23 protein-coding genes are annotated in these 21099 nt (G+C 59.0%); 10 read left to right on the plus strand and 13 right to left on the minus strand.

Annotated features, from left to right (window positions below):
- Positions 1 to 4: 4 nt before the first annotated feature.
- Together fabB and fabA are read right to left on the minus strand one after the other, a co-directional pair.
- Positions 5 to 1228 (minus strand): beta-ketoacyl-ACP synthase I, encoded by a 1224-nt coding sequence (fabB, locus tag HQN82_RS12795; RefSeq protein ID WP_112766036.1) that lies wholly within the window; start codon positions 1226 to 1228, stop codon positions 5 to 7.
- A gap of 75 nt (positions 1229 to 1303) precedes the next feature.
- Positions 1304 to 1819 carry a 3-hydroxyacyl-[acyl-carrier-protein] dehydratase FabA gene (gene fabA, locus HQN82_RS12800; protein WP_003507274.1) on the minus strand — a complete coding sequence of 172 codons (516 nt, stop codon included), beginning with the start codon at positions 1817 to 1819 and terminating at the stop codon, positions 1304 to 1306.
- 316 nt (positions 1820 to 2135) lie between these two features.
- On the opposite strand from fabA, the gene irrA reads away from it, so the two are divergent.
- Positions 2136 to 2555 (plus strand): iron response transcriptional regulator IrrA, encoded by a 420-nt coding sequence (gene irrA / locus HQN82_RS12805; protein ID WP_003493135.1) that lies wholly within the window; start codon positions 2136 to 2138, stop codon positions 2553 to 2555.
- A 75-nt stretch (positions 2556 to 2630) separates the two neighbouring features.
- On the opposite strand, the gene HQN82_RS12810 is transcribed toward irrA, so the two are convergent.
- Positions 2631 to 3269 carry a trimeric intracellular cation channel family protein gene (locus tag HQN82_RS12810; RefSeq protein WP_004439220.1) on the minus strand — a complete coding sequence of 213 codons (639 nt, stop codon included), beginning with the start codon at positions 3267 to 3269 and terminating at the stop codon, positions 2631 to 2633.
- 77 nt (positions 3270 to 3346) lie between these two features.
- On the opposite strand from HQN82_RS12810, the gene HQN82_RS12815 reads away from it, so the two are divergent.
- Positions 3347 to 3865, plus strand: a complete 519-nt coding sequence (locus HQN82_RS12815; protein ID WP_173614941.1) for a hypothetical protein — start codon at positions 3347 to 3349, stop codon at positions 3863 to 3865.
- 12 nt (positions 3866 to 3877) lie between these two features.
- Here HQN82_RS12815 and HQN82_RS12820 read toward each other — a convergent pair whose 3' ends face one another.
- Positions 3878 to 4588, minus strand: a complete 711-nt coding sequence (locus tag HQN82_RS12820) for a YoaK family protein (RefSeq protein ID WP_112766038.1) — start codon at positions 4586 to 4588, stop codon at positions 3878 to 3880.
- A gap of 205 nt (positions 4589 to 4793) precedes the next feature.
- Here HQN82_RS12820 and HQN82_RS12825 point away from each other — a divergent pair, with 205 nt between their 5' ends.
- From HQN82_RS12825 to HQN82_RS12860, 8 genes are all read left to right on the plus strand, one after another.
- On the plus strand, positions 4794 to 5735 hold the full coding sequence (locus tag HQN82_RS12825; RefSeq protein ID WP_072493808.1) for an ABC transporter substrate-binding protein: 942 nt from the start codon (positions 4794 to 4796) through the stop codon (positions 5733 to 5735).
- A 134-nt stretch (positions 5736 to 5869) separates the two neighbouring features.
- Positions 5870 to 6643, plus strand: coding sequence for an ABC transporter permease (locus HQN82_RS12830; RefSeq protein WP_004439228.1), 774 nt, complete (start codon positions 5870 to 5872; stop codon positions 6641 to 6643).
- The gene (locus HQN82_RS12835; RefSeq protein ID WP_004439229.1) at positions 6643 to 7428 is read left to right on the plus strand and encodes an ABC transporter ATP-binding protein; all 786 of its coding nucleotides are present in this window, start codon (positions 6643 to 6645) and stop codon (positions 7426 to 7428) included. The genes HQN82_RS12830 and HQN82_RS12835 overlap by 1 nt, the downstream gene beginning before the upstream one ends.
- Positions 7429 to 7462: 34 nt before the next feature.
- Entirely contained in the window at positions 7463 to 8200 is a 738-nt protein-coding gene (hutC, locus tag HQN82_RS12840) for a histidine utilization transcriptional repressor HutC (RefSeq protein WP_072493810.1), read from the plus strand.
- Between the two features lie 189 nt (positions 8201 to 8389).
- Positions 8390 to 9547 (plus strand): tonB-system energizer ExbB, encoded by a 1158-nt coding sequence (gene exbB, locus HQN82_RS12845; protein WP_162699342.1) that lies wholly within the window; start codon positions 8390 to 8392, stop codon positions 9545 to 9547.
- Positions 9548 to 9553: 6 nt separating this feature from the next.
- Complete coding sequence (exbD, locus tag HQN82_RS12850; protein ID WP_006699793.1) at positions 9554 to 10039, plus strand: TonB system transport protein ExbD; 486 nt, start codon at positions 9554 to 9556, stop codon at positions 10037 to 10039.
- On the plus strand, positions 10036 to 10965 hold the full coding sequence (locus HQN82_RS12855) for a TonB family protein (RefSeq protein WP_112766040.1): 930 nt from the start codon (positions 10036 to 10038) through the stop codon (positions 10963 to 10965). The genes exbD and HQN82_RS12855 overlap by 4 nt, the downstream gene beginning before the upstream one ends.
- Positions 10966 to 11084: 119 nt before the next feature.
- On the plus strand, positions 11085 to 12074 hold the full coding sequence (locus HQN82_RS12860; RefSeq protein WP_022555390.1) for an Ldh family oxidoreductase: 990 nt from the start codon (positions 11085 to 11087) through the stop codon (positions 12072 to 12074).
- A gap of 220 nt (positions 12075 to 12294) precedes the next feature.
- On the opposite strand, the gene HQN82_RS12865 is transcribed toward HQN82_RS12860, so the two are convergent.
- The 9 genes from HQN82_RS12865 to phnC all read right to left on the minus strand — a co-directional run bounded on the left by HQN82_RS12865 (position 12295) and on the right by phnC (position 21080).
- Positions 12295 to 12540: a response regulator transcription factor gene (locus HQN82_RS12865; protein ID WP_037089505.1), complete on the minus strand. Its 246-nt coding sequence runs from the start codon at positions 12538 to 12540 to the stop codon at positions 12295 to 12297.
- Between the two features lie 455 nt (positions 12541 to 12995).
- On the minus strand, positions 12996 to 14036 hold the full coding sequence (locus HQN82_RS12870; protein ID WP_037089502.1) for an AraC family transcriptional regulator: 1041 nt from the start codon (positions 14034 to 14036) through the stop codon (positions 12996 to 12998).
- A gap of 86 nt (positions 14037 to 14122) precedes the next feature.
- The gene (gene phnN, locus HQN82_RS12875; protein WP_037089499.1) at positions 14123 to 14719 is read right to left on the minus strand and encodes a phosphonate metabolism protein/1,5-bisphosphokinase (PRPP-forming) PhnN; all 597 of its coding nucleotides are present in this window, start codon (positions 14717 to 14719) and stop codon (positions 14123 to 14125) included.
- Positions 14716 to 15852 (minus strand): alpha-D-ribose 1-methylphosphonate 5-triphosphate diphosphatase, encoded by a 1137-nt coding sequence (locus HQN82_RS12880; protein ID WP_112766041.1) that lies wholly within the window; start codon positions 15850 to 15852, stop codon positions 14716 to 14718. Before HQN82_RS12880 ends, phnN begins: the two co-directional genes overlap by 4 nt.
- Complete coding sequence (locus tag HQN82_RS12885) at positions 15849 to 16538, minus strand: DUF1045 domain-containing protein (protein ID WP_048902766.1); 690 nt, start codon at positions 16536 to 16538, stop codon at positions 15849 to 15851. The genes HQN82_RS12880 and HQN82_RS12885 overlap by 4 nt, the downstream gene beginning before the upstream one ends.
- Before the next feature lie 283 nt (positions 16539 to 16821).
- Complete coding sequence (gene phnE, locus HQN82_RS12890) at positions 16822 to 18171, minus strand: phosphonate ABC transporter, permease protein PhnE (RefSeq protein ID WP_112766042.1); 1350 nt, start codon at positions 18169 to 18171, stop codon at positions 16822 to 16824.
- Entirely contained in the window at positions 18171 to 19157 is a 987-nt protein-coding gene (gene phnE, locus HQN82_RS12895) for a phosphonate ABC transporter, permease protein PhnE (RefSeq protein ID WP_112766043.1), read from the minus strand. Before phnE (HQN82_RS12895) ends, phnE (HQN82_RS12890) begins: the two co-directional genes overlap by 1 nt.
- A gap of 70 nt (positions 19158 to 19227) precedes the next feature.
- A complete protein-coding gene (gene phnD, locus HQN82_RS12900) occupies positions 19228 to 20133 on the minus strand; it encodes a phosphonate ABC transporter substrate-binding protein (RefSeq protein ID WP_004439243.1) in 906 nt (301 codons plus the stop codon).
- Between the two features lie 86 nt (positions 20134 to 20219).
- The gene (gene phnC, locus HQN82_RS12905; protein WP_006699785.1) at positions 20220 to 21080 is read right to left on the minus strand and encodes a phosphonate ABC transporter ATP-binding protein; all 861 of its coding nucleotides are present in this window, start codon (positions 21078 to 21080) and stop codon (positions 20220 to 20222) included.
- Positions 21081 to 21099: the final 19 nt, after the last annotated feature.

Consider the following 21099-nt stretch of genomic DNA (forward strand, 5'->3'; position numbering starts at 1 on the left):
GCAATTATCCGTTATGACGCTGGAAGACGAGCGTGGCGTTGGTACCGCCGAAGCCGAAGGAATTGGATAGGATGGTGTCGATCTTGGTATTGTCGATGCGGCTGCGAACGATCGGAACGCCCGCAAATTCCGGATCGAGTTCGGAAATATGCGCGCTCTCGCCGATGAAACGTTCCTGCATCATCAAGAGGCCGTAGATCGATTCCTGTACACCGGCCGCGCCAAGCGAATGGCCAGTCAGCGACTTGGTCGACTGGATGTGCGGGATCTTGTCGCCGAAGACTTCGCGGATCGCGCCGATTTCCTTGCTGTCGCCAACCGGCGTCGAGGTGCCGTGGGTATTGATGTAGTCAATGTCGCCCTTGACGGTGGAAAGAGCCTGCCGCATGCAGCGGATCGCGCCTTCGCCTGAAGGGGCAACCATGTCGTAACCGTCAGAGGTCGCGCCATAACCGACGATTTCGGCATAAATCTTGGCACCGCGTGCCTTTGCGTGTTCCAGCTCTTCGAGAACCAGAACGCCCGCACCGCCGGCGATGACGAAGCCGTCGCGGTTGACGTCATAGGCGCGCGAGGCGACGTCGGGGGTCTCGTTGTATTTGGACGACATGGCGCCCATGGCGTCGAAAAGGTTCGACATCGACCAGTCGAGGTCCTCGTGGCCGCCAGCGAACATCACGTCCTGCTTGCCCCACTGGATCATCTCGGCGGCGTTGCCGATGCAGTGCGCCGAGGTTGAGCAGGCCGAAGAGATGGAGTAGTTGACGCCGTGGATCTTGAACCAGGTCGCGAGCGTGGCCGAAGCGGTGGAGGACATCGCCTTCGGCACGGCGAAGGGACCGATGCGCTTCGGGCTGTTGTTCTTCAGCGTAATATCGGCAGCTTCGACGATGGTGCGGGTGGAAGGACCGCCCGAACCCATGATGATGCCGGTGCGCTCATTGCCGCTGATATCGCTCTCTTCCAGACCGGAATCGGCGATTGCCTGCTTCATGGCAACATGGTTCCACGCGCCGCCCTGCGACAGGAAGCGCATGGCGCGGCGGTCGACCAGATCGGTGGGGTCGAGAGAAGGCTTGCCCCAGACCTGGCACTTGAAACCGTGTTCGGCAAAATCCGGCGAAAAAGAAATGCCGGATTTGGCATTGCGCAGCGACGCGGTGACTTCAGCGGCATCACCGCCGATGGAAGAAACAATACCGAGGCCGGTGACAACAACTCGTCTCATGAAAGGGACCTTTTCTTAAGATTTCGGCTGGACAACCAAAGCCGCCCGGCGTTTGTCTGAACTATTCCGTCTGCCTCAGGCAGCCTTTTCCTTGGACAGGCCGACCCGCAGGTCTGTCGCCTGATAAATGGTTTCGCCGTCCGCCTTCAGCCAGCCGTCAGCAGTTCCAAGCACCAGACGGCCACGCATCACGCGCTTGAAATCAATACCATATTGAAGGAGCTTGGTGTGAGGGCGCACCATGCCCTTGAACTTCACTTCGCCGGTGGAAAGCGCCATGCCGCGGCCTTCTTCGCCCAGCCAGCCGAGGAAGAAGCCGGTCAGCTGCCACATGCCATCAAGGCCGAGGCACCCCGGCATGATCGGGTTGCCCTGGAAATGGCAGGGAAAATACCAGTCATCGGGGCTGACATCATATTCGGCACGGATGAAACCCTTGTCGAACGCGCCGCCGGTTTCTGAAATTTCGGTGATGCGGTGAACCATGAGCATGGGGGGCAATGGGAGCTGTGCATTTCCCGGGCCGAACAATTCGCCGCGACCGCAGGACAGGATCTCCTCGTAATTGTAACTTGATTGCCTCGTTGCCATACCGCTTTCACTTCCCCAATTACTGGTGTTGATCGACTTCACTAGAGCAAGTTAGGTTCAAAATGAAGCGCTGCAAGGGCAGAGGCGGTTCCGCCCCCATTCTTTGTCTTCGAACCTTCTTTGCAGAAGTCATTACCTCAATATGCCGTCCGCATACAGGAACCATCCGGTCGGAACCAGAGGAAATTTGCAGGAATGGCCGGTTTGCGGCCATTTGCGACACTCGGCGGCGCTGAAACTATTGAAAGCATTCCCTGCAAAAGATATATGCTATTGCAATTGACGGGTGGCATACCTCTGTTTGGAATGGGATTGCATGGCATTTGACGCCACATTGGATATCGGAACGAGGCTGCGGCGCTCTGGGCTGAGGCCCACGCGCCAGCGCGTGGCTTTGGGCGATCTTCTCTTCGCAAAAGGTGACCGCCACCTCACCGTCGAGGAACTGCATGATGAGGCTGTCACCGCTGGCGTGCCCGTTTCTCTCGCCACGGTCTACAACACGCTGCATCAGTTCACCGAGGCCGGTCTCATCCGGGTTCTCGCCGTGGAAGGTGCCCGTACCTATTTTGACACCAACGTGTCGGATCACCATCACTTCTTCGTGGAAGGCGAGAACGAGGTTCTCGATATACCTGTCAACAATCTCCAGATCGGCAATCTGCCGGAAGCGCCTGAGGGCATGGAAATCGCCCATGTGGATGTGGTGATCCGCCTCCGCCGCAAGCGCGGCTGAAGTTCTTCGGTTCGACAATGGATGTGCAAATGGCGCCCGCGGGCGCCATTTCTGTTTTCAGCGTCGTTCCATGGGTCACTTCATGACATCTTCCGGGCGTCTGCCGGGCTTGCCTTTATAGGGCGGGAAAGTCCAGCCGAAGATCAGCGCGCCGGACCTGATCCCAAAGGCCATCAGCACGCCCGCTGCCGAAGCGGCATAAAGCGGCGCGCCGAAGAAATAGACGACAATGAAGGTGGAAGAGCCCAGAAGCGCGCAGGTGATGTAGATTTCCGGCCGCAAGAGTACGGAGGGCTCACCGGCGAGAATATCGCGCAAAACCCCACCAAATGTTGCCGTCAGAACGCCGGTGACAATGGCGACAGTTGCCGAACCGCTTGCTGCGAGGCCCTTGGCCGCTCCCATGACGCAATAAGCAGAAAGGCCGAGCGCATCGAGCCAGATCAATACCCGGTAACGGGATTCGAACAGATGTGCCGTGAAGAACAGCAGCACCGCCACCGAGACGCAGACGAGAATATAGGTGGGGTTGATGACCCAGAACACCGGCGTTCTGCCGAGCACGAGATCACGCACCGTGCCACCGCCGATACCGGTGGCCGCCGCAAAAAACAGGAAGCCGATCAGGTCGAGCTGCTTGCGCGAAGCGGCAAGCGCACCGGTTGCGGCAAACACTGCCACGCCGGCATAGTCGAGAAAACCCAGAAGTGTCATGAAAAGGTTCCCCCCGGAACACGGGCGGCGAACACGTCAGTGTCGCGCAAGCACTAAACTCTAGGCTGGCCGCCCGGATGATCGCAACATCCATAACCCAAACGGATGCAAAGGAAAATGCCGTGCGAATCGCTCTCGTTGCCGCTCTTCAGGCGCTGGTTCTCTTGATGTTCCCGGTGGCGCTCTCGGCGCAGCAGCAGCTGGTGAGCGATCCGGAGATTTACGAGAAGGATCATTTCCGCAACGAGTGCAAGGCGGCAGCATTCGGCGACGATTTCGTCACACGGCTGGATATCAACAATGACGGGTTGATGGATGCCGTCGTCAATCACGGGCTTCTGGATTGCGACGGCGAAAAAGGCCGCGCTTGTGATGACGAGGGATGCCCCTATAATTTTTACGTGCAGGTGAAGGAGGGCGGCTACCTGATGATCGCGACGGCCCGCATCTACGGTTATGACTTCATCAAGCGGTTCGGCAACATGGTCTTCGTGCTGAAGATGCATCCGCGTTATTGCGAGCGTACTGATAAGGAGCCCTGCCTGATGACAGTGCGGGTGCGCGGGACAAAATTCGTCACGATCTCGCGAAAGTGAGCGCAACGGTTGCTACGGCGTAATCCGCCGGATTTTCACCCTCTGATTATAGCGCTGTCGGAGTGAGCGCGGAATGATGAGTGTGGCGATGGCGACAACGAAGACAGCGACCGCCACGACCCAGAGAGCATCCGACTGCATCTTGGCCCCGAGAACGGCACCGCAGATCGCACCGCTCAGCATGCCCAGCCACGGCACGATCTGGATGCCCCAATCAAAGCTCCGGTCACCGAGAAGAAAGCGGCCGATGCCTCGGCCGAAACGGGAAAGGGCGCCCGTCACATAGGTAAGGCCGATCGGCAGGCCCTCGATATGCTCGACGGCCGCGTTGACCATGCCCATGGCGAAGACCACGAGGTAAAATTGCACGAGGCCCGAGCTCTCGCCACGAAGCAGTGCCGAAATGGCCACAAGCGATCCGACCGCCATGAGGACTGCAAATATACGCCGCTCGAACTTGTGGGCCACCACGATCCCGCCCGCGTTGCCCGCCACAAAGGCAATGATCGCGACAAGGAGTTTCACGGCGTGGGAATAGATGCCCGCTTCCGCTGAAACCGCGGCGCGCGTGGTATTGCCGGTCATGAAGGATACGAAGTCGCCGGAAATATGCAGTCCAACCGCATCCGTCATGCCCGCGATGAAGGAAATGGCGGCAACCAGCGCGATACCCGTGCCGGTCCTTCTGGCCTTGATGATATTACGACGTCTCTGTCTGGTCATGGAGAGCTCGATACGGGAAATCGTTGGGCCTGCTCGCCGGCCGCGTTCTCTATGTCTAGAATGGCTGGCCGTGCATTTGCAATCATTCCAGGGATGTGCGTGCGCTTTCTGTTTTGTCTAGACAAATACAAAATGCCTGCCTACGATGCCTCAAATAAAGCGAAAAACAATGTCGCACAAAAATAAATCAAAAGGGGTTCCGATCATGAAAAAAACTTGGGTTTTCGCCGCTCTGGCGGCACTTTTCTCATCCGCTTCCGCCTATGCCGAAACGTCCGTGACGATAGGCATGTCGGGCTGGACGGGTTTTGCACCACTGACGCTTGCAAAACAGGCCGGCATTTTCGAAAAGAACGGCCTGAAGGTCGAGATCAAGAAAATCCCGCAGGCCAGCCGCCATCTCGCTCTCGCTTCCGGTGACATCCAGTGCGCCGCCACCACGGTGGAAACCTGGATCGCCTGGAACGCCAATGGCGTGAAATCCACCCAGATTTTCCAGATGGACAAATCGCACGGTGCCGATGGCATCGCGGTGCGCAGCGATGTCGCAAAGGTCGCGGACCTCAAGGGCAAGACGGTGGCCGCGTCCGCACCGGGCACCTCTCCTTATTTCTTCCTCGCCTGGATCCTCAAGGAAAACGGCCTGACACTGAAGGATGTGAAGGTCGTCAACCTTGAGCCGGGGCCGGCCGCGCAGGCTTTCGTCGCCGGACAGAACGATGCAGCCATGACCTATGAACCCTATCTCTCTACCGTGCGCGCCGCTCCCGACAAGGGTAAGATTCTTGCCACGACACTGGATTATCCCGCGGTTATGGACACGTTTGGCTGCACGCCAGACTTCCTGAAGGCCAATCCGCAGGCAGCCAAGGCTCTGGCGGACAGCTATTTCCAGGCACTTGATCTTATCAAGGCCGATCCCGAAAAATCCTATGCGACGATGGGCGCGGATGTGAAACAGTCCGGCGAGGCCTTTGCCGCTTCGGCAAAATTCCTCGAATGGCAGGACAAGGCCGCCAACCAGAAATTCTTCGAGGGCGAGTTCAAGACTTTTTCCGAAAAATCGGCTGACCTGCTGCTCGAAATCGGCGTGATCAAGTCGAAGCCCGATCTTTCGACCCTCGCGGACACGTCCTTCATCAAGTGACGGAAACAGCCAGCTGCATTTCCCTCTCCGGATATTGCAGCCAGTAAGAAGCGCGACAGTGTTCCCGCGTCTTGAGTGCGGGAACATGTTGATGGCGTGGCGAAGTGCCGCGCCGGTTCGGGACAGGCGACAGAATGCAACCACTTCAACCCATAAAGAACAGCACGAGGATAGCGCTCGGCATCCTGTTCTTCGTGCTTTTTTTCTCTGCCTGGGGCTTTGCCACGCTGGGCGGTTTCGTGTCGCCGACCTTTCTGGCCGACCCCGTTACCATGCTGAAGGATGGTATCTATCTACTGACGGATCAGGGTTTTGCCAGCGATATCGGCATGACGATCTGGCGTGTCGTGGGCGGTTTCGTGCTGGCCTCCATAGTCGCCGTCCCCCTCGGTATCGCCATGGGGGCTTATAAGCCCATCGAGGCGCTGCTTGAGCCCTTTGTCTCCTTCGCGCGTTACCTTCCGGCTTCCGCCTTTGTGCCGCTCCTCATTCTCTGGGCCGGCATCGGCGAGATGCAGAAGCTGCTGGTGATCTTCATCGGCGCCGTCTTCCAGATCATCCTGATGGTGGCTGTGGCCGTCGCCGGCACGCGGCGGGATCTGGTGGAGGCCGCCTATACGCTGGGCGCGCGGGATCGGGGCGTGGTGCGCCGTGTCCTCATTCCCGCCAATGCGCCCGACATTGCCGAAATCCTCCGTCTCGTCCTCGGCTGGGCCTGGACCTATGTCATCGTCGCGGAACTGATCGGCGCCTCCTCCGGTATCGGCTACATGATCATCAACAGCCAGGCGCTGATGGCGACCGGCCAGATCATCTTTGGCATCATCGTCATCGGTGTTATCGGCCTTATCTCTGATTTCGCGTTCAAATCGCTGAACCGGAAGCTTTTTGCCTGGAGGCTTGCCTGATGAGCGAACTCGTTATCAAGGGCGTCAGCCGCACCTTTCCAGGCGTACATGGCGGGCAGCCGACGCTGGCCCTGCAGCCCACCAATCTGGAAATCCCGCGCAATGATTTCGTTACCATCCTCGGTCCTTCGGGATGCGGAAAATCGACCCTGCTGCGCATCATCGCCGGGCTTGACCGTCCGACAACGGGCGAGGTGCTGTTGTCAGGCAGGGCGGTGACTGGCCCGGGGGCGGACCGCGGCATGGTGTTCCAGTCCTACACGCTGTTCCCTTGGCTGACGATCCGTGAAAACGTCGCTTTCGGCCTGCGCGAACGCGGCGTTGCGGAGAAGGAAAAATGGGAAATCGTTGACAGCTATATCGACAAGGTCGGCCTGCGTGGTTTCGAAAACCATTGGCCGAAACAACTCTCCGGCGGCATGCAGCAGAGAACGGCCATTGCCCGCGCCCTGGCAAATGGCCCGAAAATCCTGCTGCTCGACGAGCCTTTCGGCGCTCTCGACAATCAGACCCGCGGGCTGATGCAGGAATTGTTGCTCGGCATATGGGAGCGTGAGCAAAAGACGGTCATTTTCGTCACGCACGATATTGAGGAGGCGGTTTTCATGGCGTCGCGCGTGGTGACCATGTCTGCGAGGCCGGGCCGTATCAAATCGATCACGCCGGTCGACCTGCCGCATCCGCGCCACTACACCGTCAAGGCCAGCCCGGAATTTTCCGAACTGCGTGCAAGGCTGACGGAAGAAATCCGCAGCGAAGCGATCGCCGCCGCCGCTCACGGATAGCAGGGTATGGAACGGGGAGGATAGAAGCATCGGGATGAGGGGCACAGGCGCCGATCTTCAGGAAAAGTCACTGCACGAGCGAATCCGCAACGATGTGGAGCGCCACATCATGTCAGGCGAATGGCCGCCGGGATATCGTATCCCATTCGAACACGAAATGACGCGCCAATATGCCTGTTCGCGCATGACGGTGAACAAGGCTTTGGGAGAACTGGTGCAGCGGGGTCTTATCGAAAGACGCCGGCGTCTCGGTAGTTTCGTCCGTCAGCCCCACGCGCAATCGGCCGTGCTGGAAATCCACGATATCGAACGAGAGGTGCTGGCACTCGGGCTGGTTTACAGGTATCGCCTCGACAAGCGGCGTCTGCGGCCTGCGGGTAAAGACGATGGAGCGGCTATGGCGCTTGCGGCCGATGCGCCCGTGCTGGAACTCACCTGCACGCATTTTGCCGGCGGCGTCCCATTTTGTCTGGAAGAGCGCCTCATCAATGTCACTGCTGTTCCGGAGGCCGAGTTTGCCGATTTTTCGCAGATCGGCCCCGGAACGTGGCTGCTGAAGATGGTGCCCTGGAGCGCTGCTGAACATCGCATCAGCGCCGTATCGGCCGACCGCAAAAATGCCGCCGCGCTGGGTATCGGATCGGGAGCCGCCTGTCTGGTCATCGATCGCCGGACCTGGCACGGAACGGATTACATCACCCGCGTGTCGGTCACCTATCCCGGTGACCGACACGCGCTCGTTGCGCAGTTTTCGCCTTCGCAGAGCAGCTGAAGACGGTAGATCGGTCAATTTTTTGTAAAGAAGAGTTTACGGGTCGTCTTTTGGCAATATAATAGTTGTCAAAAGAACTCAGGTTTATTATCGGAACGTCAAGCTTTTACGACGGCATCCGTTATGACCCCGGTTTCAAACCGGTCAATCTGCGGATGGGTTCATCGACGGAAATCCGGGATAAAAAACATGTCAGTTGCGACCACCACTTCTTCCGCGTCTCTCAACAAGGCAAGCAGGACACGGCGCATTTCCCTTGCCACGACGGTTATCTTACTGGTTGGATTGAGCGCCGGTGCGGTTTTCGCTCAGACGGCATCCGAACCCCAGATTCAGTCCGCACCGCAAGCGGAAACGGTCCAGCCGGCACAGCCGTCCTCACAAACCCCGGCGGCGCCGGACGCTCCGGTCGTTCAGCCGAACCAGCCTTCCATGCCCGCACAGGAACAGCCGGCAGCCGTGGCGCCTGCACAACCTCAAAACAATGAAGCCGCGCCTGCACAGCCCGCACAATCTTCAGTCGCTCCCGCCCTGACACCCGAAGGTGCCGCGCCGACCAACGAGGTTTCAACCCCGGTAGAGCCCGTCGGCGCCGACCCGGCAAGTGCCGAACATCGCGCGGATATCCCACACAACCTGTCCCCCTGGGGCATGTTCATGGCGGCGGACTGGGTCGTGAAGGGTGTCATGATCGGTCTGGCCTTCGCCTCGCTGGTGACCTGGACGGTGTGGGTTGCAAAGTCCGTTGAACTTGCAGGTGCGCGTGTTCGGGCCGGCGCAACGCTGAAGGTCATTCGCAGGGCGAAAACTCTTAACGAGGCTACCGAGGCTGTCGAGAAGAAGGGCGGACCTGCGGCGCTCATGCTGCGCATGGCAACTCATGAAATGCAGCTTTCCGATGCTGTGGTCGAACATACCGATGGCGGCGGTATCAAGGAACGTGTCTCCTCGGCGCTGTCGCGTATCGAAACCCACGCCGGTCGCCGCATGTCACGCGGGACGGGCGTTCTGGCAACGATCGGTTCCACCGCCCCCTTTGTCGGCCTGTTCGGCACCGTCTGGGGCATCATGAACTCCTTCATCAGCATTTCGGAATCGCAGACCACCAATCTCGCCGTCGTCGCGCCCGGCATTGCCGAAGCGCTTCTGGCCACCGCCATCGGCCTCGTTGCCGCCATTCCCGCAGTGGTGATCTATAACGTCTTCGCGCGCTCGATCACCGGATACCGCCATCTGCTGGCGGATGCCGCAGCCGGCGTGGAGCGCCTCGTCAGCCGCGATCTCGATTTCCGCCGCATTCCGCCGGGCAGCACCAGCAAACCCGCAGTATCGCTGGTTGGACGGTGATCGGACATGGCTGGAGGAATTCGCGAAAACAGCGGTGACGATCTCTCCGAAAACCATGAGATCAATGTCACGCCCTTCATCGATGTGATGCTGGTTCTGCTCATCATCTTCATGGTGGCCGCGCCGCTCGCCACCGTCGATGTGAATGTCGATCTTCCCGCATCCACCGCAAAACCCGCGGAACGACCGGAGGAGCCGCTGTATCTCACGGTCAAGGACGATCTCTCGCTTAATCTGGGCAATGATGCGGTCGCCCGTGAAGCCTTGGCGGCCGCCATCGACCGCCAGACGGGTGGCAAGAAGGATACCCGCATCTTCCTGCGTGCAGACAAGGCGGTTGATTACGGCCACTTCATGGAAATCATGAACCTGCTGAGAGATGCCGGTTATCTGAAGATCGCCCTTGTGGGGCTGGAAAATGCCGCTGCCGTGTCGCAGCCTCCGGCTGCTGGCCAGCCCGCCCCGTCGGCGGTGCAGGAAGCGACGCCATGAGTGAAAGCGGCTATCCACAGGCCCGACATTCCCGCCTTTGGGAGGTGACGCTGTGGTCCGCCGCGGCGTTGCTGATGCTCAGCGTTCATGCCGGGTTCGCTTATTATCTGATGCAGGAGCCGGACGAGCTTGAGGCCGGCGGGCCGCCCCCCGCCGCCATCATGATCGAAATGGCGGCGATACCGGAAGCCGTCCAAACTGAAGAAACGACGCAGGCACAGGATGTCGAGGACGCCGAAGAAGTGAAGAGCGACAGCAGCGAACCGGTTGAGGAAGCTGCTCCTGAAGAGACCCCGCCACCACCTGAACCGGTTGCCGAAACGCCGCCGCCTGAGCCGGTGCAGCCGCCTGAGCCACCGGTCGAGGAGATCGTCGAACCGCAGGAAGTTCCCGAGCCGGTTGAGACCGTCGATCCCGTTCAGGAGCAGATGATGGCGGAACTTGAAAATGTCGAGGTCCCCTTGCCCGTCATGCGGCCTCCGCCTCCGCCCGTCGAAAAGAAGGTGGAAAAGAAAGAGCCTGAAGAGAAAAAGAAGGTCGAGCGCCAGCGCCCCAAACCGCAGCAGGCCTCGGAACTGCGTGAAACTGCGAAGGTGGAAGCCCAGCAATCCGACCGCACGGCCGCATCGCGCAGCAATGCCGGCTTCTTTTCTTCGTCATCCGCCTCCCCGGCAAAATGGGGATCGAAAGTCCGCTCGCATATTCAGCGGCGCAAACCACGTTCACTCCGCAGCGATGCAATGACTGCGACGGTGCGGTTCCGCGTCAATGATGCCGGTGCCATCAGCGGTGTCAGCGTTGTTCAGTCCACCGGCGATTCGTCCGTGGATCAGCAAATCGCCGCCTGGATTCAGAGCGCGTCGCCCGTGCCCGCCCCGCCGCCGGAAGCAAACAGGACGATCACGCTGCCGATCAGCATCCGCTAGCAGCTCCCCTGGCGGGACCGATTTTTTCCGACCTGTGCCGTGGTGTGGCCGCAATGATATTTCGCGAATGTTTTCGATGGTGTAGGTCTTGACGACATCACAAGCAGAGGCATTCCGGAATGAAATTCTCAATCGCAGAGGCGGAGGATCTCGTATCCTCTATCTTTGAGCGCAACGGCGTTCTACCGCAAAACGCCCGCTCGGTGGCAAAGGCGCTCGTCGCCTCCGAGGCCGCCGGGCAGGGTGGTCATGGTTTTCGCCGTATACCCGTTTACGTGCGTCAGGCCCGTGTAGGCAAGGTCGATGGCAAGGCGCGTCCGGTGGCCACACGGGTGAAGCCCGGCGTCCTCTCGGTCGACGCCAATCATGGTTATGCCTATCCGGCGATCGATCTCGCGCTTGAGGAATTGCCTGAAATGGCGCGCCAGCAGGGGATCGCGCTCGCCGCCATCCACCGTTCCCATCACGCCGGCGTCATGGCGCTGACTGTCGAACGTATTGCCGAAACGGGTCTCGTGGCGCTGATGTTCGCCAATGCGCCTGCGTCCATGGCGCCATGGGGCGGCAGCAAGCCGCTTTATGGTACGAACCCGATTGCCTTTGCCACGCCCGTTGGCGGCGCCGATCCACTCGTCATCGATCTGGCTCTCTCCAAGGTCGCACGCGGAAAAATCATGGCGGCGCGCCAGAAGGGGGAGACGATCCCGGGCGACTGGGCGCTTGACAGAAATGGCCGACCGACCACCGATCCGGAGGAGGCCATAGAAGGAACCATGGTTCCTGCGGGCGAAGCCAAGGGCGCAGCGCTGGCGCTGATGGTGGAAATCATGGCCGCTGCAATTACCGGCGGAAACTTCGCCTTCGAGGCTTCCTCCCTTCTGGACGACAAGGGTGCGCCCCCCTCGCTCGGACACACCATTATCGCAATAGACCCTGTATCATCAGGCGGCTCTGCCTTTACCGAAAGGCTGGCTCTCATCGCCCAGGAGATAGAAAAACAGGAAAATGTCCGCCTGCCCGGTCGCCGCAGCCAAGGTATCCGCAAACAGGCGTTGGAAAGCGGTATCGTGATCGAAAGCGATATTCTTGGCGAAATTCAATCGCTTTGACCGGACATTAAAAACCCGGCGGGTCGACCGTGACCCGCCGGGTAAACCGTAAATGGCTGCGTTTATCTGCATCGATGGGACCGGACATCATGTCCAGCCGCCATTTGGTCCGCCGATCCCGCCATTGATATGGAAGGATTTTGACGCAGAAAGCCGCTCATCCGGTTTTCAGCTTCCGGAAAGGACTTTGTCGCGGAAGCTTGAGTTGAGCAGGTGGCGATTATGCCTCCTGTTCGATCAGGCCGCGCAGCAGGGCAATACTGACGGTATTCAGCAGATTGGTCGCACCCAGCCTGTGGCGCACCTTTTCCAGAGTATCCTTGACGTCCGCCTCGTCGGCGCCGACTATCACGGCGACGTGTGAGGGATGTTTGCCCCGCGCGACCAGCCCCAGATATTGCCGCTCACGCTCCGAGAGGACGACTTCATGCATCTGGCGATGTTCATGCGGCGTATTTGAAGACATTTCTTTCAGCCTCAAAAAAGATTGCCCTTCCCGGGCAGGAGCAGGCAGTGTTCATTCTCCGACACCAGCTCGTTGGCCGCTCCGTCCACACGCGAACAGAAACGCCAATTTCGCCAATAGGTTTCATCTGGCCTCAGGAGTTTTGCGGTAAGGGGCCGCTTTCGCAGCCTGTAAATCCGATGCGGACGTTCTATTCCAGCCATTGAGGGCCTGCGACAACGACGCCCAGCGACGACAATCTGTCTGGCGTAAAATGCAGTTTCAAAGCTTTGGAATGTTTTCGTCACACCCGAAGGAGATCGGCGCTCTAATAATCGATGTGTTCCACCGATAAAATAACATGACGCGCCAAGTTTTTCATTTTATTGTTATGTTTCGGCACGCATCGCGACAACTGTTGATATATTCATCAACTTTAATGCCTCGTTCCGAAATATTGATGCTGTAGCCATGTATTATCCGGCGGAATGATGCGCGTGTTTCCGGCGAATATCCGTAGGTGTTGCCCCGAACCAGCGGGAAACGGAGCGGGAAAATGCACCTGGGGTCGAATATCCAAGCCGGTAACTGATGTCGGAGACCGGAAGATCACTTTCCACCAGAAGCTTGAATCCGGCATTCTTGCGAATGGCATCCTTTATCTCGTTGAGATTGGTCCCGAGTTCGGCAAGGCGCCGCTGAAAACTGCGTTCCGAAAGGTTGAAATAAGGGGCAATCTCGCTGAGCGAAAGCTCCGCATCGGAAAGCCTCATCTGCATATACCGCTTCACCTGATCGATGAAATGCGTCGCGTCCGCCGATGTCTCCGGTCGGAGCATCCGGCACTGCAAATTCATCAATTCGAACAGGCGTTCATCGGCGTTGGGATTGGCCACCTCAAGGAGAGATAAGGGAAGGCGCATGGTATGGATCGGTTGGGAAAAGCTGATCCGCTTCGTCATTCTTTCTTTAAATAATTGAATATTATCGGGTTTCGGTCGCTCCATCCCAATCTCGATCTGATGGATGCGCTCTCCCAGAATATCGCGGAGTCGCTGTATCAGGATTGCCAGGGACAGATCGACATATTGATCACGCTTGACAATCACCGGTGCAAAAGACCATGACAGCGTCACCCCGGTCGCATCTGCAACCATGGTGAAATTGCTGTTATTGGTCGCATAATAGACGTGATCCTGAAGAAAGCGCAGAAACGCCCGCACCGTCGGGGCGCTGATCAGGCCATATCCGAAAGCACCGGACGCGCCGGCGGGAAAAGTGGAGGCGCACTGCAATCCGAAAGCGTCGTCGCCGGATATCAGGGCGCAGGTTTCCAGCAGACGGCATAATCTATCGAGGCTGATGCGCTCTGTGAGACTTCCGAAATTGTCGGGATCGATCTCAAGAGCCTTGCAGATGGGCGCGATATCGATGCCACGCCCCCGCGCATAATTGTTGACGCCGGCGGCCAGACCGGCCACCACAGTTATTTCGTCGCTGAGCCTCTTTTCGGGCATCCCTAGCCTTGGCGTACCATGTTTGGAAATTGTCGCCTGATGGTAAGCCTCGCGCACCCGTTTGTCGAGCAGCGCGGCCGGGGATTTTATGTACGGTTGCGGACGCTTTGCTCCAGAAGCTGCATCATTGTTTTTCCCGCATCTTCGATCGCGCCGCTGTTGTCCACAGTGATCACGTCAAAATCGCCGTCGACACAGAGAGCACTACGTTCCAGCCGTCGCAGGATATCGTCGCGGCTCTCCCGTCCTCGCTGTTCCAGCCTTCGTGCCAGAACCTCCGGTCGCGCCACGATATTCACGACCTTCAGGCGGGAAAAAGCAATACCGAACTGAGGCAGGGCCGACCGGGAACCGTTGGCGATAACCACGTCCCCGGCGTCTAGCTGACGATAGACAGCGGCCGGAATGCCATATTTCAGCCCATGCGCCTGCCAGGAGACTGCGAAAGCGCCTTCACTCTCAAGCCGGTTGAATTCCTGCATGGAAACTGCGTCGTGGTTTTCACCGCCCGCGTCGCCACTGCGGGTAATGACGCGGCGGGTGAAGTGAAAGCCCGGCCGGCCTGACAGCTGCATTGCCGCATAATCCATCAGCGTATCCTTGCCGGCCCCGCTGGGGCCGACAATGACGATCATGGTTCCGGGCGATCCCTCGCGCCGGCTGTCTTGTCCGTCGCCGGTCATGCCACGCGCTTGCCCTGACGCCAGACGGCACGTGCCACGGGAACGCCATCTTCGCGGTGAACCCGGACCAGATCGGCCCGCAGACCGCCGGCTATGCGGCCGCGGTCGTGAAGACCAACGGTCCGCGCCGGTGTGGCGGTGACCATACGCAGAGCTTCCGGCAGCGTGATGGCTTCCACCTGATCGGCAAGCAGGAACGGCGCGAAGAGCAGGCTGAAGGGCACGTAGTCGGAAGAGAGAACATCCAGAACACCGATTTCGGCCAGATCGCGGGCGGCGATGTTGCCGGAATGGGATTTGCCGCGAACGATGTTAGGAGCACCCATCAAGACGCTCATGCCGGCGCTGTGCGAAGCTTTTGCCGCCTCGACGCTGGTGGGAAATTCCGCCAGCTTCACGCCGTGACCAATTGCTTCGCCGACATGCGCTTCTGTTGCATCGTCGTGGCTCGCAACGGTGATTCCACGCTCGGCGCAGCGGGCAGCCAGATAATCACGATGCTTGGCGGAATATTCCGCCGATGCCGCCTGCCTGCGCCGCACGAATTCGGCGAACGCCTCGTCGCTCAGACCGCGCTTCTTCTGATAATAGAAAATATACTGATCCATCGACTGGAACTGGCGCTGGCCCGGGGAATGATCCATCAGCGAAATCAGCCGCACGCGCGGATCGGTTTCGAAATCTTCAAAATGCTCCAGCACATCGGCGGAAGCGACCTCACAGCGCAGATGCAGCAGGTGGTCCGAGCGCAGGCGGTTCTGATCCGCCGCAGCCTCGATGGCGTCAGCCATTTCCCGCATTTCACCTTTTTTGAAACCACCGTCTTCATCCGAGCCAAGTCGCAGGCAATCGAATACGGTGGTGATGCCGGAGGCCGCCACCTGTGCGTCATGGGCCTGAATGGCGGCAATCTTGTCCCAGATGACACCGGGGCGCGGCGAATAATGCTGCTCGAGATGGTCGGTATGCAGTTCCACCAGGCCGGGAATCAGGAAATCGCCTTCAAGATCTTCTCCGGTCTTGGAGGCGCCTTCGCTGATATCGGCGATCTTGCCGTCGCGGATCAGAACGGAGCCCAGAATAATATCGTCTTCCAGAACGATACGGGCGTTGGAAAGGGCGTGCTCAGTCATGGTGTCGCATCTTCCTTTGGCTGCTGGCCAAGCGGGTGCCAGCTGTGAACGGTGAAGGGGGCGCCGCGCGTTTCTTCGATGAACAGGGCGAGGCCGGAAACGGTGAGGGGTTTGTCGGTGAATTCGGCAAATCGTGCGGAGAGAAGCTCACGCACGGCGGGCTGTTCGCTTTCGTCGATCCGGCCGGTCAGCGTCATGTGAAAACGGAAATCATCCATGACATGCGGGTAGCCCCAGAGCGAAAGATTTTCCCGCTGGCTTTCGGTCAGCATCTGCGGCCGGCGGCGGGCAATATCTGTTTCGGACAGGGGGGCGCGGAACCGGTCGAAATGATCCACGATCTCCGCTGCAAAGTCTTGCAGCGGCTGGTAAATGCGATCCGGCACCAGGGCGAAGAATGGCCCAAGTGCACCAACCACGATACGCGGAATGTCAAAGGCCGGCTGGCTTGCAGCAAAGTCCGCGACGGCCGCCAGCAGCTCTGCTTCGCTGTATTTCTCGGACAGCTCGAAAGGCGCTTTCAGGGTTGCGTGGAAGCCATAACGGCGGGGCTCTTCCGTCATCTCCGCATAGTCGGCATGGTCATCATGCAGTCTGCCGGAAAACGCGTTTCGTCCAAGCCAGCGGGATGCCGTTTCGGTCAGAGGATGATCTTTAGCCGGAGAAAAATAGATGGCATAGCGCACGGCAAGCACTCTTCGGTGTCATGGAAAACCAGGGATGAGAAGCTATTTGGCGTGACTCGCCCGCCTCCCGCAAGGTCAGGAGTGCGAAGTAATCTCTTTCCGTGACAGAATGATGATGCGGATGGAAAAAAGCGCACCCGGAACCTCATAGAGGTTCCGGGTGCGCTTGGGGATAAGTTAGCCCTACGGACGCGGGACGGAGAAAGGATCAGTTGCTTCTCCTGATGTGCGGGGCGGGATGACGAACGCTTGCGGCGTCACGTGAAGTCCCGCCTTGCCGGGTTTAATGCTGCGTTTTTCCGATCAGACGCGAACGCAGCGAGTTAGAAATGTGGTCGAACAGGAAAACGACGAAGAGGATCAGCAGGACCATATAGGCCACCTTGTCCCAGTCGGCATTGGTGCCCATCGCTTCCAGCAGTTTCAGGCCGATACCCCCGGCTCCCACCGCACCGATGATGGTGGCGGACCGGGTGTTGCTCTCCCAGAAATAGAGTGACTGTGAAATGAACACCGGCAGAACCTGCGGCAGCACGCCGAAGCGATTGACGGCAATCGGGGAGGCGCCGACCGATTTGACACCCTCGCGCTGCTTGTCGTCGACATTCTCCAGCGCCTCGGCATAGACCTTTCCGAGCGCGCCGGTATCGGTGAAGAAGATCGCGGCAATGCCGGGGATCGGTCCCGGGCCGAAGCTGCGGGTGAAGAACAGTGCCCAGATGAGCATGTCGATCGAGCGCAGAAAATCGAAAAGGCGCTTCATGCCCCAGTTCGCCGCCCTGTTCGCGGTGATGTTGCGTGCGGCGATAAAGGCGAGCGGCAGGGCAACGACGGTGCCGAAAAGCGTACCCACGAAAGCCATGACCAGCGTTTGCATCAGCTTGGACAGGATGTCGGCGTGTTGCCAGACACTGTTGTCGAGAAAATCATCGACCATATGGCTGAGATTGGAGCGCGCGGGATCGAGCCTCTCTCCCCAGAGAGCGAGAGCGGCAAGCTCGCCATAACCCTTGCCCCAGAATTCCGATTTCGTATCGAACAGGAAGTTCGCCCATCCAAGGAAACGGCGCTGCACATAAACCTGGCTGGTGCGGATTTCCGCCTGACCGGCAAAGCCGTAACGCACCAGCACCTTCTTGCCGTCCTGCTGGATTTCGGCAGGCAGCCCCTGTGGTGCAACAGCGCCGTCGTCGTTGATCATGACGGGATAGTTCTTGCCGTCGAAATAGACATCCACGCGGGTTGGCGTCACATCGAGGCGGTTGTCCGAACCCGCATAAACAACGCTGTAACCGCCATCGGGCAGGGGTTGCAGCCAGTCGATCTTCGCATCGACCGGATATTGACCGCGGCTCGACCATTGCGGTTCAACCTTGCCGGCTTCGAAACGGAGGCGCGGTTGGGCGCGCCAGGAATACCAGTCCTGGATGTAGCTGGAGGCCCGATCCCATCGGCCCTGCATGAAAGCCGGACCAACATTGAAGAGGAAAAAGCAGCCGACGAGGTAGGCGGTGACGGCAAGAAGTCCGACAAGCAGACCATATCGCTGCATGAAACTGCGGTTGAATACCTCAGGATGCGCAGCCGTCAGCCTCTCGCGCTCGGCAGTGTTGAGAATGAAGCTGGAAGACATCAGGCCTCTCCCCGTCCGAATTCGAAGGATTGATGGCCGATCAGCCTGCGGCGCAGCCAGCCGGAAAACTGATCGACGGCAATGATGGTGATCAGCAGCAGAATGATGATGGCATAGGTCTTCGACGCATGATCATTGCCGATGGACAGCCGGAACACTTCGCCGATGCCGCCGCCGCCCACGGCGCCGATGATGGTGGAGGCGCGCACGTTGATTTCGGCGCGCAACAGCGCATAAGAAACGAAATTTGGCAGCACCTGCGGCACGATGGCGAAACGCACCCGCTCCAGCCAGTTGGCACCGGCGGCGCGCAGGCCTTCATCCGGCTTCATGTCGGCATTTTCCACCACTTCGAAGAAGAGCTTGCCGAGAGCGCCGATGGTATGGACCGAGATTGCGATGATCGCCGCGATCGGACCGATCGACAGAATGGCTGTCAAAAGCCCGGCGACGACGATTTCAGGAAAGGCGCGCAGCACTTCCATCACCCGGCGCACCAACCAGCGCACGAGGCCGGCGCCAACGAGATTGGTGGAGGCGAAGAAGCAGAGCACGAAGGCGAAGCCCGTGCCGATGATCGTCGAGACCAGCGCAATATTGAGCGTGATGATCAGCTGGTAGATGAAGTGCGGGATGTAGAAACTGCTGGTGATGTAAACGCGATCCGCGACATAGTTGTATTTCAGCGAACCGTCCGCATAGGGCGACGGCAGGTCGAACATGGCCCGGAAGATTTCCAGCGGACTATCGGGTACGAAGGTCTTCATGAAATCGAAGAAATAGGGCAGGCGCTCGAAAAATTTGCCTGAATTGGCCGCATTGGCGAAATTCAGGGAGGCGGCAAGGATGACGAGAAAGATCACGAGCGAAATGACGGTATAGATTCGCCGAGTCGCAAGCTGCTGTTGATAATGACGCATGACCGTCTGGGACGATGCGCTCAATCCTTCTGGCGAGAAGGTACCATGGTGCAGTGTGGTCGCCATGCCGCTTTTCCTTTATTTGCAAAAGCGGCGGCGCCGCAAGGCACCGCCGCTTCCGGATATGATCTGAGGATCAGCCGCCGATAACCGACTTACGGGCGTCGATGATCGTCTGGTAGAAAGACGGATCGACCTTGATGTAGGCGGTGTTCTTGCCCTGGGTGAAGCCCTGGAAGCAGGCGAGGTCCTTCTTCGGCAGTTCCATGAAGAAGTTTTCGACCTTCTGCTTCATCGCGTCGCCGAGCTTGTTGGTAACCATCAGCGGGCCGTTCGGGATCAGTGGCGACTTCCAGACTTCGACGATATCGTCCATGTCAAGGTTGCCCTTCTTGACCATCTGGTAGAGGTTGCCGGCCGTGTAGCCTTCTTCCCACTTGCCCACGCCCGAACCAAAGGTGGTGCCGACATCGAACTTCTTGTCGAGAACGGCGAGAACGAGGTTCTCATGGCCGCCGCCAAAGCCGGTTTCGGAGAAGTATTCCTTGACCGGAACGCCGGTTTCCTTCGGAATAGCGACGTTCGGAACGAGGAAGCCGGACGTGGAATCCGGGTCCGCGAAGCCGATCTTCTTGCCCTTGGCATCAGCCAGCGTCTTGATGCCGCTGTCCTTGCGGGCAACCATGATCGTGTAGTAACCGGTCGAGCCGTCAGCGCCGGCGGTGGTCAGAATCGGATCAACGGCCTTCGGATCGGCCAGGGCGATCTTGGCGTAGGAAGAAGCGCCCATGGAGGCGATGTCGATGGTGCCGCCGAGCAGACCCTGGATGACGCCGTTATAGTCCGGCGATGGGAAGATCTGAACTTCGGAAACGCCGGTCGCGGCCTTCAGGCCATCGGCTACGCACTTCGTGTTGCGGATCTGGTCCGCTTCGTTTTCGGAACCGTCGAGACCGATGCGCAGGACCTTGACGTCCTGGGCCATGGCGGAACCGGCCAGAACGCCAAGGGCGACTGCCGAGAGAAGGATTTTCTTCAACATGGACTTTCTCCTGTTTCCCGGCAAGCCGGAGTTTGTTGTGAACCATCGGCCCTTGACGCGGGCGCAAACGATGCTGGGCGGTTCCCTCAGAGCCCGGCGAGAGCGAGCGGTTCGGGACCGGCAGATTGCTGCACCGGACGCGCGGCAAGCTGCGCGCCGGGAATATTGATGCTGGTCGAGGTCATGGTCTCGTCGATGCCGGATCCCTGAGAATCGGTTCCGTAAATCTCAGTAACGGCTGCGGCCGTCAGTTCGGCGGGCGTTCCGTCGAAAACGACGCGGCCCTGAGACATGCCGATGATGCGTTCGCAATAGTTGCGCGCGGTATCCAGCGTGTGCAGGTTGGTAATGACGGTGATACCTTCACGCTCATTGATGTCGCGCAGCGCGTCCATCACGATCTTGGCGTTCAGCGGGTCGAGCGAGGCGATCGGCTCGTCGGCAAGGACCATCTTCGGAGACTGCATCAGGGCGCGGGCTATGGCGACGCGCTGCTGCTGACCGCCGGAAAGCGTACCGGCCGCCTGCATGGCCACATGCTCGATGCCGAGCCGCTCCAGCGCGGCGATGGCCATCAGGCGCTCTTCATGTGTGAAGATATTAAAAAGGCTCAATGCCGTGGAACGGTGGTTGAGGCGTCCAAGCATGACATTGGTGAGCACGTCGAGGCGCGGAACAAGATTGAATTGCTGGAAGATCATGGCGCAGTCGCGCTGCCAGTTGCGCAGTGCAGCCCCCTTCAGCGACGAGACTTCCGTGTCATTGAAATAAATGGAACCCGAGGACGGATCGACGAGGCGGTTGATCATGCGCAGCAGCGTCGACTTGCCGGCGCCTGAACGTCCAATCACGCCGACCATCTGGCCCTGCGGAATTTCGACATTCACGGAATCGACCGCGGTGTGATTGCCGAAACGGCGCGTGACTTGCTTCAGGTGAAAGCTCATTTCCCCGTCCAATCTTCTT

The sequence above is a fragment of the Agrobacterium pusense genome (assembly GCF_013285525.1).
In the GTDB taxonomy this organism is placed as follows: Bacteria; Pseudomonadota; Alphaproteobacteria; order Rhizobiales; family Rhizobiaceae; genus Agrobacterium; species Agrobacterium pusense.

Coding starts and splice junctions, on each gene's coding strand:
- HQN82_RS12815 (WP_173614941.1), top strand. CDS start 3,347: ATGATCGCAACATCCATAACCCAAACGGATGCAAAGGAAAATGCCGTG.
- exbB (WP_162699342.1), top strand. CDS start 8,390: ATGTCAGTTGCGACCACCACTTCTTCCGCGTCTCTCAACAAGGCAAGC.
- HQN82_RS12880 (WP_112766041.1), bottom strand. CDS start 15,852: ATGACTGAGCACGCCCTTTCCAACGCCCGTATCGTTCTGGAAGACGAT.
- HQN82_RS12825 (WP_072493808.1), top strand. CDS start 4,794: ATGAAAAAAACTTGGGTTTTCGCCGCTCTGGCGGCACTTTTCTCATCC.
- HQN82_RS12870 (WP_037089502.1), bottom strand. CDS start 14,036: ATGCCCGAAAAGAGGCTCAGCGACGAAATAACTGTGGTGGCCGGTCTG.
- phnC (WP_006699785.1), bottom strand. CDS start 21,080: ATGAGCTTTCACCTGAAGCAAGTCACGCGCCGTTTCGGCAATCACACC.
- HQN82_RS12835 (WP_004439229.1), top strand. CDS start 6,643: ATGAGCGAACTCGTTATCAAGGGCGTCAGCCGCACCTTTCCAGGCGTA.
- HQN82_RS12830 (WP_004439228.1), top strand. CDS start 5,870: ATGCAACCACTTCAACCCATAAAGAACAGCACGAGGATAGCGCTCGGC.
- phnE (WP_112766043.1), bottom strand. CDS start 19,157: ATGGCGACCACACTGCACCATGGTACCTTCTCGCCAGAAGGATTGAGC.
- HQN82_RS12865 (WP_037089505.1), bottom strand. CDS start 12,540: ATGTCTTCAAATACGCCGCATGAACATCGCCAGATGCATGAAGTCGTC.
- irrA (WP_003493135.1), top strand. CDS start 2,136: ATGGCATTTGACGCCACATTGGATATCGGAACGAGGCTGCGGCGCTCT.
- fabB (WP_112766036.1), bottom strand. CDS start 1,228: ATGAGACGAGTTGTTGTCACCGGCCTCGGTATTGTTTCTTCCATCGGC.
- HQN82_RS12810 (WP_004439220.1), bottom strand. CDS start 3,269: ATGACACTTCTGGGTTTTCTCGACTATGCCGGCGTGGCAGTGTTTGCC.
- fabA (WP_003507274.1), bottom strand. CDS start 1,819: ATGGCAACGAGGCAATCAAGTTACAATTACGAGGAGATCCTGTCCTGC.
- HQN82_RS12855 (WP_112766040.1), top strand. CDS start 10,036: ATGAGTGAAAGCGGCTATCCACAGGCCCGACATTCCCGCCTTTGGGAG.
- exbD (WP_006699793.1), top strand. CDS start 9,554: ATGGCTGGAGGAATTCGCGAAAACAGCGGTGACGATCTCTCCGAAAAC.
- phnD (WP_004439243.1), bottom strand. CDS start 20,133: ATGTTGAAGAAAATCCTTCTCTCGGCAGTCGCCCTTGGCGTTCTGGCC.
- hutC (WP_072493810.1), top strand. CDS start 7,463: ATGAGGGGCACAGGCGCCGATCTTCAGGAAAAGTCACTGCACGAGCGA.
- HQN82_RS12860 (WP_022555390.1), top strand. CDS start 11,085: ATGAAATTCTCAATCGCAGAGGCGGAGGATCTCGTATCCTCTATCTTT.
- HQN82_RS12820 (WP_112766038.1), bottom strand. CDS start 4,588: ATGACCAGACAGAGACGTCGTAATATCATCAAGGCCAGAAGGACCGGC.
- phnN (WP_037089499.1), bottom strand. CDS start 14,719: ATGACCGGCGACGGACAAGACAGCCGGCGCGAGGGATCGCCCGGAACC.
- phnE (WP_112766042.1), bottom strand. CDS start 18,171: ATGTCTTCCAGCTTCATTCTCAACACTGCCGAGCGCGAGAGGCTGACG.